We start from the raw sequence: 14050 nt of genomic DNA on the forward strand, positions 1-14050 counted from the left end.
CATTAAACATTTAAGAGCCAATTTTAAAGGCTTCTAGAAATAAACTATAGGTGATACCAATTTTTAGTAAATTGAAAGATTCTCGCAGAATCGGTGCGGGTTTAGCCTGAGAACTTTTTCGGTAAACAATCCGGCTAATCGTCTCCGTAAACAGCAGCAATAAACCGGCAGCGGTGACATCCCATTGGGCAGTTTGGCCGGCAGTGGTGACAATTGCTTGACCAGAAAAAATTCCAAATAAAACACAAATTATCTGTAGGGAAATCCGCCGCCAAGGATTACTAAAAAAGCTATTAAATCGACTGCTGGTGACATTAGCCAGCGTACTTAAACGGGTGCGTTGCATGGCCATATTTATTTAGAAGTAATACGATTAAGAAGCCACAAAGAAGTAACGATACCGGTAAAGTGAGCGAGAATTGTATTAGTATTGGCCTGCACAATTAACAGGTCAACAGAATTAACAAATTGACTGGGGTTAGAGGCAACATTAAAAGTACCTTGGGGAACATTGAGGGATTTAATTAAGACGATTCCCGCTAACGCTTGCGCCCCCAAAATCGTTAAAAACATCCCGATAATATTAGCGATTAAACCCTGACGGATTAACTGAATAGTATCGGATTTTTTCGGGCGACTATCTTGATCACCCCTCAACATTTGACGGGCAATTTTCATGTAACGAGAAGAAAAGAAAATGGCGACCACCAAGAAACCAGCCCCACCAATGGCACATAAAACACCGATTTCAATGCCAGAAGTGCGTTGTCTCGTCCCTAATAAACTAGCGGTAGCAATGAGTAATAAAACCCCTGAAATCACGCCTAGGACAATCTGCGTCCAAAAACCGATTCTTCCCTGACGTAAAAGGATATTAGCAGCCCGTTGGACGGCTGGAGGCAAGGAATAAAGATCAGAATCTCTAGTGGTGGATATATTGGTAATTTCTGATTGTTTGTCTCTCATCGGGGTTAAGCTAGGGATTGGGTAAATTTGGTCTTGATCTATTTTCGTCTTTTTTTTTGCCCATGGCTAGAGATTTAATTTTGGCACTGACTGGCTATCTGTTTAGCTTCCACCTGTAAACCCTGGGCTATGCGAAACATTTCTTGACCGGTGTGGAGAGAGCGATCATCGTAGTTAAGGGTAAAGGTTTCTAATTCTTCTAGTCCATCAGTGAGATGATTGAGACAGTAGTAAAGAGAAGCGGCCACTTTGGCCATTTTGGCAGGGTTGGGCCGTTGAGAAAAGAGGGTTTTGGCTCGATCGAGATTTTGGCGACAGGTTTCTAGATAGTCTTGAAAAACAGCCATTAACTGATCATCGAAGGGATCGGCGGAGAGGTGATCGATCTGACGTTTGAGGGGCCGGATAATTTGACCAATCAGACGATTAATCGGGCTATAGGTCTGGTTGTACCACTGTTTGACCAAGACCTCGTCTTCCTTGACCGCTTCTTTGTAACGATGGTAATTTGCTTGAGCGGTGGCAGTACGTTGGCTGCGGGGAGAATTGCCGATTAGTTGGTTATCGTAGTCTTTTCTTAGTCTCGGATCGCTTAAAATCTCGTAGGCGGCGTTAATAGCGACGATTTTATCGTGACTGGCACTATCGTTTTGACTGTCGGGATGGAATTGTCTGGCTAAACGCCGATAGGCCTGTTTAATCTCGTCAGGGGTCGATTTATGGCTGATTTCTAAGGTTTGGTAGTGGTTGCCGGTCATGAGCGCAAGCGATCGATCTGTCTTTTATTATTATCGACCATGGTTAACGCGGCGGAGAAGGAGAATTGTCGAGAATGGGGTGGGGGGAAGTGGGGTGTGGGAAGTGGGAAGTGGGAATTATGAATTATGAATTGGGGAGGTGGGGAAGTGGGGAAATTGAACCAAAACCCCAACACCCCAACACCCCAACACCTAAAACCTGTCTCCTATCTCCTGAATACTGTCTCCCGACTCGGAGAATACTGACTTCTAACCCAATGTTGGTCAAGGATAATCAAAAATTATCTATTAACTCCAAAAACTTGAGAATATTTAAATTAATATTTCGCAATATTTATAAATTCTTAAGAATTAATTGAGAAAGATTTTTATTTAACAACGATGTTACAATGGTTACAGCGATTTGATACAATTTCATAATGGGTTATTCTGTGCTTTTTTGGGCAGCAATAGTTGAAACCCTTGCCACACCTAGAAAGTGATCCTAATTAAGACGGGTAAATCAGTCAATTTCACCCACAACGATGATCTTTTTTTTGTGTAGTTTTATTGCAAAGAAAAAGTTTTTTTGACAAAAAGCACAAAGTATGGATTAGGAAGTGGGGAAGTGGGGAGAGGGGAGAAGGGAGAATAAATAACAATAATCTTCAGAATTCAGAATTCTGAGTTCTGACGAAATTGGCAATAATTAGACAAAAGGATTGATTTCAGGGATATCATCGATCGAGGGTAACTCTATTTGGCCCGATCGCTCCTGTCTAAGATAATAGGGACAATGAAGCTGACAATCGGGACGATGGGGAAAATTAACTAAATCATTTTGGTATGCTGATAGATAGCGATCGAGAGCCTTCAATAAACGGCGTAAATCGCGCCCTGTCCGTTGGTGTAGTTTCTGATTATAGTTAAAAGTAATTTGTTCGGGGCTGTGGGGTAACTGCACAAACCAATAGGTCATCGATAAACTATCCAGAGGATAAGCAGAAGTTTCTGCCAACACATACAGGTAAAGTCTCGTCTGCCAATTTTTGGCTAGTTTGTCGGCATCGATCGGTTTTAAGTAGGTTTTCCAGTCAAAAATTACCGCTCGATCGCTCTCTAATAAAATTAAATCATAGATAACCGTTAATAAATAATTACCCACAGTTAAACTGCGACAATGTTCCGCTTCTCGATTGGTTTCTCCTGGATTTTGGGCAATTGCCGGGGCAGCCTTTAATAGGGCTGTTAAACAATGTTCTAACTGTTCATTTTCCCGTAACAGAGACGCGATCGGCAGCCCTAATTCCCGCTGCTGTAATAATAGGTGAAACTGACTGCCCCATTCTTGCCGCTGCAATTGCCCGGGATCAGCCGGTGTGTTAAGTTGCTCTAGATAGACTTTTTGAAACCTCGGTGGACAGGTTTCCAATAGGTTTAAATGGCCTTGGGCAAGACGATAGATCTCAGACATGATAGGTTATCGTTAATGTGATTAGTCACAGTAACAAGCAGGGCTTATTGAGAATAGATTAACCCATCAGCCCTAAGTGGATGGTTTGACACTCCCCGCGCTAAAGCGACGGGGATTCTTGGTTCAAAGAGATTACTTGCTTAGACAGAATCGCTTCTGAAAAAGTAGAGGTATTCTCTCCCCAAGCGTTTATCGGATCTAGCCCGAAAGTTCCCGTATGCCCTACGGTACTTAACCCTTTTTTAAGGATATTGATAGCGGCGTTTTCATCCCTATCTAAAACACACCCACATTTACACTGATGGGTTCTAGTCGATAAAGATTTCTTAACAATTTCACCACAGTTTGAACAGTTTTGGCTTGTATAATTCGGTGAGACAGCAATCGTTATCTTGCCGAATTTAACCCCAAAATACTCTATCCATTCCCGAAACTGATACCAGGCCGCATCATTGATCGATTTAGCTAGACAATGATTCTTGACTAAGTTCTTAACTCTTAAATCCTCGTAGGCTATCACATCGCTAGAGTGAACTACGCACCGTTCGGCTGAGCTCACGGCCGAAGCCTTGCTAATTTCACAGCAAAGTCTTTACGTTGCCTACTTACTTTAAGGTGAGCTTTAGCTAATCTTTGTCTAGCTTTTTGACGATTTTTACTTCCCTTTTTCTTTTTAGATAATCGCCTTTGAAGTCGTTTTAATCGTTTCTCAGACTTTCTCAAGAATTGAGGATTATCAACCTTGTCGCCATTGTGATCTGTATAGAAAGAAGCCAAACCTACATCTAAGCCAATACACTTACCTGATGGTTTAACATCTTCTTTAACGTCACAAGAAAGGACAAATTGACAATAATAACCGTCCGCTCTCCGAATCAACCTAACCCGTTTAATATCGGATTCTTGAAAGTACCCTAAATCCCAAGTTCCTACCAACTTAAGAACACCAATGTTTTTCTTGTCAGTGAACTTAACAGTTTTAGGGCTAAGAAGCTTCCATCCTGATTGTTTGTATTCAACAGAGCGAGATTTTTTAAATTGAGGATACCCCTTTTTGCCTGATACTTTACGTTTACAGTTGTCGTAAAAACGACTAATTGAACTCCAAGCACGTTCAGCACTTGCCTGTCTAGCAGTTGAATTAAGTTCATCGGCAAATTTAAAGTCCTGAGCTAATTCTTTAGAATATCGGTATAAATCGTTCTTACCCGTACCTTTTGTATCCATCCATAACCTTACACATTTGTGACGGATGAATTGAGCAGTACGAATAGCATCGTCTATGGCTTGATACTGTTGAGTTTTAGCTTTAACTTTAAACTCTAAGACAAACATTTTACGCAGGGGGGACTTAGACAAAATCAGTATAGCACAATAAAAGTTAAGTTAACAAGATATAGTTTAAAAAGCCGTCCTAAAAGGACGGGGCTTTAACCCAAAATTTCGGTAAAATCTGTTTGAGACGGAGAACGCTCACCAGCCAATCGCACTCCCATCGATCGCTGTGCATAGACGTTTTTAACTTGTAATCATTTGCTTGAATCAATGAGCAGGGTGCTGCCAGATCGGCGATCATACTATTCCCAAGTTAGAGTGATACCTTCTAGGTTACATACTCTCTGAATAGTTTCTAGTTTACTCTCAGTCAATTTCCCAAATAGGTGAACTCTCATTTTATGCTTGGGATAATACTGTCCATAACTCTTTATTTGCCCGATCGCTGATTTCCAGCCTTTTGTATTTTTAACTTCAATTATTTCCGTATTAGTTAAGACATCTATTCTACCTACCTTATCAATGTAAACCTCGGTTTTTCCTCCTAATTCTCTAGCCAGTTTGTCCCGATACCAAGCCTCTGTACCCTTTACAGGAGTATTTATCTCCGGCTCAATAACTATGCCATTAACCTGATTAATAAAGTCCCGAATTGCTCCTCTTACTAATTTTTGAGCAGCATTGGGAGACTGTCTTTTCCGTTTAGCCATTCTTACTCAGTGAATAATTTAGAGATACCATATCCAGCTAAACCAATTACTGCTCCTACTGCCGCGACGGGAGCCATTGTCACTGCAACTGCCGTCCCCCCTACTGCTAATCCCATACCTCCAACTAATGCTGATATACCGGCTCCAGCACCCGCACCAATTGCTGCTGCTCCAATTGCCGTTGCGTCTTGTTCTTCTATTGCTTTTTTGGTTCCGTAAACTGCCGTGCCGACCACTGCTCCTGCTGCTGCTACTGGAGCCATGCCGACGCCTAGAGCAGTTCCTCCTACAGCCAGTCCCATACCGCCAACTACTGCCGATGCACTAGCTCCAATCGCTGTACCCACTCCCACTGAAATCATTGCCTCTTGAACTTCTTCTGGCTTATTTTTGTCCATTATTTTTGGCCTCATTAGCTTTGGGTAATTATGAAACTCTAGCATAAGACAGACAAGCCGTCAACCACAACAAGCCAGGCGTTAAGGCGCATAAGTGCCAGTCAGGTGCATACAGTTATTAGCTGGCTTCCGGTATTGCCAGCCACTGATTGTCTGAGATTTCCAAGGTTTTGAAACAACAGCGAAACGCTTTGCCTATCGGGCTGCAGGCATACACTCCGATTTGGCAATCGTCGGCTATCTTGTGTAAGTGTGTGATCCGCATTTGCAGCCAAGCCTGCCCATCATAAGAATTCTCTAGCAGAAAATCGCTCCCCCGTTTACTGATGCGATACCACATTTCGCGGTATCGTGAAGAAATGTCTTGCGTTGCCCAATCAGAATATCCCAAATTGGTCACCACAGAACCAAGCCGACTAGCTTGTTCGCTTTCATATTCCGTGGAAACTTTTATCCAATTCTGACTGTCAATCCGCACCATTAGGCCACATTGATCATATTTTTCCCGAGGCTGAAATTCTACTTGGGTCATTAGGGAAAAATCCCCAACTTGTCGCATCAATAAGCAATGCCCATCATCTCTTTGAAAACCATAGTGCGTGTTTTGCCAAAAATCAGTTTTTTCATCTGTAGAAATTTCCAAGCCATTACCCAAACGATAATGCGTCGGCTCGTTGAGCCAGTAAAAATCATCTGACAATGCTGGCTGTAAAAAATTTTCACTAAGTCGCATAATATCGCTCCTAATCAGATACATCGTGATATTACGAGGCCAGCTAACCATTGATTATACAGAAACTTTCCGAATAACCAGAGTAAGGATATGGGGAAACTTTCGGCATATCACCCCGTTTTGTGGATTTCTGACAATCAGCTGAGATACAAAGAACTTTTCAGCGACCCTATCACTAATTCTTCAATCTGACTGCACTTCGTAACAAAAATTTACAATTATTCGACGGCACTCGCACTCCCGTCCGTCGCTGTGCCTAGACGTTTTTAGCTTATAATCATTCAAATCTATCGCTGCAGCGGTAGGACTTGCATGAGGGAACACACCCTACCAGATCTGCACTGAGTTCCGTTGTTGCCTTGTTAGGATTAGGAGGATTAGGGTTAGTCTCTAGCCTGACCAAGCGAAAATAGAAATAGTAGGGTGAGCATTGCCCACCTTACCGCTTTTTCGGTCATAATAAATCCGAATTAGGGCGAACTGTAGTAGAATAGAAATCGAACCTCTTAAGCAGGGTTTATAAGGATGTCCAGACGAGACGATCTACATTTATCATTACGTCATACTTTAGAAAAAGAGGGTTGGAAAATCACTGATGATCCTTTAATTCTAACCTTAGAACAAACCTTGCTTAAAGCTGATTTAGGAGCAGAAAAGTTTTTTGCTGCGGAAAAAGAAGAACGTAAAATTGCCGTAGAAATCAAAGACTTTGATACGCCTTCAGTTATCAGTGAATTAGAAAAAACAATAGGACAACTTCAATTATACCAATGGGCTTTAGATTCACAAGAACCTGAAAGAAAACTTTTTTTGGGCATTAGTCAAGCGGTTTATTTAAAACACTTCAAAAAAGCTATTTTCCAACTGGTTATTAAACGTAATAGAATCAATTTAATTATTTATAATCCTCAAAAGGAGATAATTTGCGAATGGATAACACAGTAAATTATGCCGATATTCTGACTCAAGTTATCAGAAAAGAGTCGGCGATGCAACCTCGATTACAAACCCTTAAAATTACCCCAGTTTGTGATCCAGAATCAGGCAACTTTTTAATAATTATGACTGGTTGGGAAAAAGAAGCATGGATTAATACAATTTTATTTCACGCTCGTTTATTGAAAAATAAAATTGTCATTGAAGATGATAATCTTGAAGAAGGATTAACAACCAATTTAATTCAAGCTGGGATTCCCCCAGAAGATATTATTACTGGACTTTCCCTAGAGTAAGGCAGGCATTACCCACCTTAGCGATATCGCAATGAATGTTAGGAAAAATTATCTAAATGCTTCAATTCTATCTAAATAGACATTAACTAATTTATGTTCAATAACCAAAGCTTCAACTTCTGGCCAAATAGGAGCTAAAAACTGATGAAATTCTCGTTTTCGTATATTGCCAAAACGGAGATGTACTACTTTGGGTGCAAAAAAAATTAAGCATTAGTTGATCGGAAAAGTCTGTATCTTTCGTAACAATAACCAGTTTTTTATCCTTTGCATATTGCCAAATTTCCGTATCCCTTGGACTTCTCCCTAAAAATGATCGGTAAAGATGGAGTGAAGAGGATTTTAGCTGGTAAATTTTCATCAAAGAAAAAACCATTCATGCAATTTTTCTGACTTCATAGTGATTCGCCATCAATCTTGCTGCAAATTGCATACAGGCATAAATATCTTCTCGATTCAGAGAAGGATATTCTTCAAGGAATTCTTCAATAGAATCCCCTGCTCCCAAAAATTCCATAACTGTTTGCACCGGAATTCGGGTTCCAGCTATAACAGGTCTTCCATTACAAATATCTGGATGGATATGGATACGACTTTCCATTAAGGTTTTGTTACCTCTTTGATGACCTTAAGTAAACTTATTATATCCTTTCATGGTAGTAGGTGAGGATGTTGGGTTTCCTTAAAATTGATCGCTGCAGCAGTAGGACTCGCATGAGGGAACGCACCCTACCAGATCTGCACTACGTTTTTGGAGTAGTGCCATTCTTTTGCTTGCTCCTCACGAAGACTGCCTTATTTTTTCGCTGAATCTCGAATAAGTCAATAGCCTCGAACAGGCCACTCAACTTTGCATATCCGTAGTTGCGTGGGTCAAAAGATGTCTGATTTGCTATGTGTCCGCCAATCTCTGCCAAATTCGACCAACCATCATCGTCTAGAGTGCTAGAAACAGCGCCCCTCAATAAACTGATTAATTTGGTGTCTTGCTTCAACTCTTTACCAGTTTTCTTCACACTTGCAGAAACTTTGGAAGTCTCCTCAGAATTTACTGCTTGATCAATAGTTTCTAGGTATAAAAATGTTGAACACGCATAAACAAAAGGCAATGGTGTTTTCTTCTCGCCAAATCCATAGACTTTTAAGCCATTTGTCAAAATTCGCATCACTAAAGGAGTAAAGTCACAATCGCTCGACACGATTGCAAAAGCATCCAACTGTTGTGTATACAGCAAATCCATTGCATCAATAATCATTGCAGCATCAGTAGCATTTTTGCCCTTCGTATAGTCGAACTGTTGGACGGGGCGAATAGCGTATTCATGCAAACACTCCTCCCAGGCTTTCAGCGCAGGACTTTTCCAGTTTCCGTAAGCCTTACGAATATTGGCAACTCCATACTTTGCAATTTCAGAGACGATCGCCTCAATTTTTGATGCAGGGGCGTTGTCTGCATCAATCAGCAGCGCAATTTTTGATTCTGATTGCCGCATATTGCTCCAGGTGTGCTGATCACTTTAATTTTTGAACTCGAACAGACACTCTTCAAGTATGCCCCAACCGATAACCTAAGCCATCCAACTATTAATTATACAGAAACTTTCCGAATAACCAGAGTAAGGATATGGGAAAACTTTCGGCATATCACCCCGTTTTAGCGGAATTGCGCCGAACTTTTCCGTATATCAAACCCAGAAGCCTGTTAGCCAGATTAACCTACTGCAAACAACCTCCTTTAGGCAGATTCCTGACAATCAGCCGAGATACAAAGAACTTTTCAGCGACCATAGCACCAATTATAATTCTTCGGGTAACTGAGCAGACTAACTAAAAGTGGCGATGGCGGAGCAAATTCTTTCTCTACTCTTGTACCTAATTCTCATTTTAACGGCTTTTTGGTTTATTAGCCCCCAAAAAACGCCCCGTAGTCATCCCGCCTATCATCTTGCCTGTTTACTAGAAGATGCTCCTGAAAGCTCTTTAAATGGTCAATTTTGTCCCCTGGCTACTCCTTTGGCTACCCCGATCGCCTGTACTGTTCCCCAGGGGTGGCGCAGTGTATATAGGCAGTCTCTGGCAAAACCGGATGTTAACTATTGGCAATGGCGCGGTATGCCCGAAAATGAGCAGTTTTGTCGGGAATTAGGGGAATTATTGCAATTAAATCCGGCTAGAGGTTACGCTAAGGAAATTCTGGAAAGTCTCGCCTTGGGTCAAGATCCTTTTTATCATCTCTACTGGGATCTAAAAGCGATCGCTAATGGTAACTTTAACACTATTGGCACTAATAAACTAGCTGAGGGCAGATTTGCCAGGCGAGATTTGCGAACTCATCAGCAGATGCGGAGGGATTTTCGTCAATGGCATTTACAAGCTTGTGAACAGTTGGGAAAAGAGCGGGTTAAAGCGGTTTATCGGCGGTGTTATGGGGCAGATTGGTCATTAATCGCCCAAATTCTCTATCCTTCGCCCCGTTCCTTGGCCGTGATGATTATGGAGTCGGCTAATCCCGCTTGGTGGCGAGTTTTGGGGATTACTCCTTTTAGCACGACTAGCCGGATTGAGAACAATTATAAAACTCTCTTGTGTTATTGGCATCCCGATCGCAATTCTCATCCCAATGCTACAGAAATCACCGCCCATCTTAATCGCGCCTACGATTGTTATCAAAGTTTTCTGGAGATGAGTAGTCAAGATAATGCACCTTTGTGGACGAAAATCCGTCGCTGGATTCCTTAGACTTGACTCTAGTTTTTCCCTTGACTTTTTCCTTAACGAAAGAATGTTAGTCTAGGAACAATTTATGACCACGCTTGCACTCTCAGGGTAATGAATCTAGTGCTTTTAAACAATCGCTACCAAATTGTTAGTATCCTTGCTAGGGGGGGATTTGGGGAAACTTATATCGCTATCGATACGAATATGCCTTCTCAACGGCGCTGTGTGATTAAAAAATTGCAGCCGGCTATTCAAAGTGAGGAGATGCCAGAATGGTTAAAAGAACGTTTTCAGAAAGAAGCAAGTGTTTTAGAGGAATTGGGGGAGCAAAATCGCCAAATACCCCGTTTGTACGGCTATTTTGCCCAAGATAATCACTTCTATCTGGTGCAGGAATGGATTGAAGGGGAGACACTAACCCAAAAACAGCAACGTCAGGGAAATTTATCCTCCTCAGCAGTGCGGACGATTTTGGAGAATTTACTGCCTGTTATTGATTTTATTCACAGTCGCCGCATTATTCACCGGGATGTGAAACCCGATAATATTATCTTAAGAAATAGTGATAATTTGCCCGTTTTAATCGATTTTGGGGTAATGAAAGAGGCAGTGGCCACCTTACTCGATCCTACGGGAAAAAGTGCCTATTCGATCGCCCTTGGCACCCCCGGTTATATGGCTTCAGAACAGGCCGCCGGGAGACCAGTCTTTTCTAGTGACCTTTACAGCCTAGGCTTAACGGCGATTTTTTTATTAACGGGAAAAACTCCCCAATATCTAGAAACTGACTCGCGCACGGGGGAAATTCTCTGGCGACAGGAGGCAGAAAATGTTAATCCTAATTTAGCTATGGTAATCGATCGAGCGATCCGTTTTCATCCCCGCGATCGGTTTGCTACTGCCAGGGAAATGTTGGCAGCTTTGGCAGAAATATCCCCCGATTTGTCCACCCAACCGACTATCGCGGTTTCTCCCCATAGTCCCCGATTAAAGTCCTCTACACCCCCAAAACCAACCGTCTCCCCCACTGTGGTTATTCAACCCAATTCCGGGAAAAAAAAGAATCCTTGGCTGTGGATTTTGCTGATTTTTGCGGTGACAATTGGGGCTTTTGCCCTAGGATATCGGGGATTTATGGCTCTTTTACCCAAAAATGAGGAAATTAAACCATCACCAACCCCCGAACCTTCTCCTAGTCCTGAAATCATTCCTCCTCCCTCCCAAGATTTTCCCCCTATCCGACGACCTTCTCGTCAACGGATTCCTATTTATTCCCCGACTCCTACCCCATCCCCGACTCCTACCCCAGAGGTGATTCCTAGTCCAGAAGCGACTCCAGAATTAACTCCTAGTCCCACCCCAGAAGAAGTAATTCCTATTCCTGTTCCCCTTCCTGAAACGGAGCCGAGTCCTCAAGTTTCTCCCCTTCCTTCTCCTTCCCCTTCTCCTTCCCCTTCTCCTTCTCCTTCTCCTTCTCCTTCCCCTGTTCCAGAGGTGATTAATCCCCCAGTTAATGAGGATAAAATTGAACCGATCGCTCCTCCCGTTTTATCACCTTCTCCTCTTCCCACGGTGGAAAATAGTAATTAATCTAAAAATACGGGTTTTTCTTTAAGCTCTAGCACGAAAAATTTGATTAGCCGTCAGGTTTAACTCTGGAAAAATCCCTGAAATAAGACGTTGATCCTGTTTAAATAAATTACCTTGATATTCTCCATCGATTAATTGATAGATAGAAATGGTGGGTTCTTTGGGGCTGCCGATATATCGGGCCGAACCTTTGGCTAAATAATCGATAATCCAATATTCGGCAATTCCTAATTGTTCGTAGTCGTCGAATTTTTTCCGATAATCATCTCGCCAATTGGAACTGACAATTTCAATAATTAATTTAGCTGATGTTGCCAGAGAAATTGAGGAAGCGGTTTCCCAATAGGGATCGTTAACTAGATTTTCTCTGTCTAAGACGATAATATCGGGTAGATAACCCGTATGGGGGCGAAGGGGTTTTACTGCCGCAGTATTGGGGATAAAATAGGGCAATTGCCGTCTTCTAATCTCCAATCCTAACTCCATGCTTATAAATCCGCCAATTTCTTCATGTTTTCCGATCAGTCGCATCATGGGCAATAATTTTCCTGCGATTAATTCGTATTGTTGTCCATCATCGGGATATTGATTGATATAGTCATCAAAAGTCAACAATTGGGGGATAGTTTGGGTTGTGGTCATGGCAGTTAGGGGAATAAGAGAGATGATTTTTCTAGATTCTAACTCGATTAACGACGTTGCCACCAAGTCAATCCAGCTAGGGTAAATCCTACTAAAGGCATCACTACCATCGCTATCCAAAAAATAGCGTTAGCTTGCAGGGGATTTAAATTAATTCTTCTATTTTCTGGTTCCTTGGCCCGGATAGATAAGGTGGCTGTGTCACCACTGGCTAACCACTGCACAGAATTTAAAAATATATCTCCGTTTAACTGTTGTTCAAACAGTCCATCGCTGGCAAAGCTGGCATTACCAATCACGATTAATTTACCTTTTTTTCCCGTCAGAGCAACTCCCAGATCAAAAGGTCCGGCTAAATCTTTTTCAGGGTTAAACTGGAGATTCTGATCATTTAAATCACTCTCAGCCCACATTTTATCATTAGTAATCATTAAAGATACGGCTTCAATTCCTTCCACGGGAACGGTGGCGATGGGACGAGCAAAGGGAAAGATAGAAATACCGTTAGCAAAATCGCGAGTAATGGGATGATTACCGTAATTGGTAATAATGGGACTAGCCGGACCTAAACCAATGATTTCCCCAGCACCAGAAGCATCAATAATAATCCGATTATCTAGTTTCACACCCCAAGGGGTTAATAAGGGTTCTAATCCGGTTTCGGTTTGGGGGTCAATCAGTAATAAAATTTTGCCCCCCTGCTCAAGATAGTTTTTTAAAGCGGTGACTTCCTGGGGAAATATTTTTCTTTTGGGACTGGCAATAATAATGACATCGGCATTACTGGGAATGGTGGAACGTTCTACTAGATTAAGTGGTTTTACTTGATAACCTTTTGCTTCTAAACTATTGACTGCTTGTCCTAAACCCCCTTGAGGTTCTTTGATGGCATTTTCTCCATGACCTTGCAGAAAGTAAGCGGTTAAAGTGCGATCAGTTTTAGCGGTTTCGATGGCGTTACTCAGTTTCGCTTCGGTGAGACTTTCCTCTTCACTAATAGTTTTCAGGGGTTGTTTTTTGTCACCATACTGTACATAAACTCTGGCTAGATTATCATTGGCTAGTTTTTTGAATTCTTGGACAATATTGGGTTTTTTCTCTGGGTTAACTATCTCGTACTGAAATTGGGGATTTTTGCGTTGATAATTGGCTAAAAGTTCCTGTTCGCTGGCACTGATTCCCCGGGTTGAAAAAATCCAGACTTTGACTGGTTTTGACAGATTGGTTAATAGTCTTTCGGTTTGGGGGGATAAACTAAAGATTTGGTTTTCGGTTAAATCAACTCGATAGGGATAACGGAGGGCAAGAAAGTTAATTAAACCGATAACACCGAGGACAATAATAGTAGTAATAAGGGTTTGAGTGCCGGTGCGGGTACTTCTTTTTTGCCAAAATTCTTTCTGGGTGATTACTAATAACAACAGCCACCCTAGAAACAGAATAGACCCGGCAATTAATAACCCCAGAGAGAGGGATGACCATTGACCGGAGATTAACCCCACGGTTAGACCGGCACTACCCAGAAATAGGGCGGGTATATAGAGAAATTTACTGTATTTTTGCCAGGATATCATA

The 14050-nt window shown here is 41.9% G+C and carries 16 protein-coding genes and 1 pseudogene; 4 read left to right on the top strand and 13 right to left on the bottom strand.

Translation table 11 applies throughout. The features are described from left to right. Positions 1-10 precede the first annotated feature (10 nt). The 8 genes and pseudogenes from RAM70_RS01355 to RAM70_RS01390 all read right to left on the bottom strand — a co-directional run bounded on the left by RAM70_RS01355 (position 11) and on the right by RAM70_RS01390 (position 6293). Positions 11-352, bottom strand: a complete 342-nt coding sequence (locus tag RAM70_RS01355) for a DUF565 domain-containing protein (RefSeq protein ID WP_080754312.1) — start codon at positions 350-352, stop codon at positions 11-13. Positions 353-354: 2 nt separating this feature from the next. Then, complete coding sequence (locus tag RAM70_RS01360) at positions 355-966, bottom strand: DUF3611 family protein (protein WP_044000031.1); 612 nt, start codon at positions 964-966, stop codon at positions 355-357. Between the two features lie 74 nt (positions 967-1040). After that, positions 1041-1724, bottom strand: a complete 684-nt coding sequence (locus RAM70_RS01365; protein ID WP_045360078.1) for a J domain-containing protein — start codon at positions 1722-1724, stop codon at positions 1041-1043. A gap of 688 nt (positions 1725-2412) precedes the next feature. Continuing rightward, positions 2413-3177, bottom strand: coding sequence for a PD-(D/E)XK nuclease family protein (locus tag RAM70_RS01370; protein ID WP_045360074.1), 765 nt, complete (start codon positions 3175-3177; stop codon positions 2413-2415). 100 nt (positions 3178-3277) lie between these two features. Then, positions 3278-4512 (bottom strand): annotated as a pseudogene (locus tag RAM70_RS01375) (RNA-guided endonuclease InsQ/TnpB family protein). 242 nt (positions 4513-4754) lie between these two features. Then, a complete protein-coding gene (locus tag RAM70_RS01380) occupies positions 4755-5162 on the bottom strand; it encodes a hypothetical protein (RefSeq protein ID WP_002774524.1) in 408 nt (135 codons plus the stop codon). A 2-nt stretch (positions 5163-5164) separates the two neighbouring features. Then, positions 5165-5563 carry a hypothetical protein gene (locus tag RAM70_RS01385; protein WP_079209156.1) on the bottom strand — a complete coding sequence of 133 codons (399 nt, stop codon included), beginning with the start codon at positions 5561-5563 and terminating at the stop codon, positions 5165-5167. Between the two features lie 115 nt (positions 5564-5678). Beyond that, positions 5679-6293 (bottom strand): DUF1349 domain-containing protein, encoded by a 615-nt coding sequence (locus RAM70_RS01390; protein ID WP_002734072.1) that lies wholly within the window; start codon positions 6291-6293, stop codon positions 5679-5681. 525 nt (positions 6294-6818) lie between these two features. On the opposite strand from RAM70_RS01390, the gene RAM70_RS01395 reads away from it, so the two are divergent. Next, positions 6819-7238, top strand: a complete 420-nt coding sequence (locus RAM70_RS01395; protein ID WP_288002165.1) for a XisH family protein — start codon at positions 6819-6821, stop codon at positions 7236-7238. Continuing rightward, positions 7223-7525 carry an element excision factor XisI family protein gene (locus RAM70_RS01400; RefSeq protein ID WP_002784929.1) on the top strand — a complete coding sequence of 101 codons (303 nt, stop codon included), beginning with the start codon at positions 7223-7225 and terminating at the stop codon, positions 7523-7525. The genes RAM70_RS01395 and RAM70_RS01400 overlap by 16 nt, the downstream gene beginning before the upstream one ends. A 112-nt stretch (positions 7526-7637) precedes the next feature. Here RAM70_RS01400 and RAM70_RS01405 read toward each other — a convergent pair whose 3' ends face one another. From RAM70_RS01405 to RAM70_RS01415, 3 genes are all read right to left on the bottom strand, one after another. Then, positions 7638-7901, bottom strand: coding sequence for a DUF5615 family PIN-like protein (locus tag RAM70_RS01405; RefSeq protein ID WP_308417752.1), 264 nt, complete (start codon positions 7899-7901; stop codon positions 7638-7640). Beyond that, the gene (locus RAM70_RS01410) at positions 7902-8126 is read right to left on the bottom strand and encodes a DUF433 domain-containing protein (protein ID WP_125732512.1); all 225 of its coding nucleotides are present in this window, start codon (positions 8124-8126) and stop codon (positions 7902-7904) included. Between the two features lie 142 nt (positions 8127-8268). Further along, positions 8269-9018, bottom strand: a complete 750-nt coding sequence (locus RAM70_RS01415) for an NYN domain-containing protein (protein WP_012265277.1) — start codon at positions 9016-9018, stop codon at positions 8269-8271. A 346-nt stretch (positions 9019-9364) separates the two neighbouring features. On the opposite strand from RAM70_RS01415, the gene RAM70_RS01420 reads away from it, so the two are divergent. Beyond that, entirely contained in the window at positions 9365-10264 is a 900-nt protein-coding gene (locus tag RAM70_RS01420; RefSeq protein ID WP_045360066.1) for a J domain-containing protein, read from the top strand. 90 nt (positions 10265-10354) lie between these two features. After that, on the top strand, positions 10355-11833 hold the full coding sequence (locus RAM70_RS01425) for a protein kinase domain-containing protein (protein WP_312671992.1): 1479 nt from the start codon (positions 10355-10357) through the stop codon (positions 11831-11833). A 21-nt stretch (positions 11834-11854) separates the two neighbouring features. Here RAM70_RS01425 and RAM70_RS01430 read toward each other — a convergent pair whose 3' ends face one another. Both RAM70_RS01430 and RAM70_RS01435 read right to left on the bottom strand, forming a co-directional pair. Continuing rightward, entirely contained in the window at positions 11855-12475 is a 621-nt protein-coding gene (locus tag RAM70_RS01430; RefSeq protein WP_312671993.1) for a Uma2 family endonuclease, read from the bottom strand. Positions 12476-12522: 47 nt separating this feature from the next. After that, positions 12523-14049 carry a GldG family protein gene (locus tag RAM70_RS01435; protein ID WP_312671994.1) on the bottom strand — a complete coding sequence of 509 codons (1527 nt, stop codon included), beginning with the start codon at positions 14047-14049 and terminating at the stop codon, positions 12523-12525. Position 14050 lies beyond the last annotated feature (1 nt).

This window comes from Microcystis wesenbergii NRERC-220, from assembly GCF_032027425.1.
Taxonomy (GTDB): Bacteria; Cyanobacteriota; Cyanobacteriia; order Cyanobacteriales; family Microcystaceae; genus Microcystis; species Microcystis wesenbergii_A.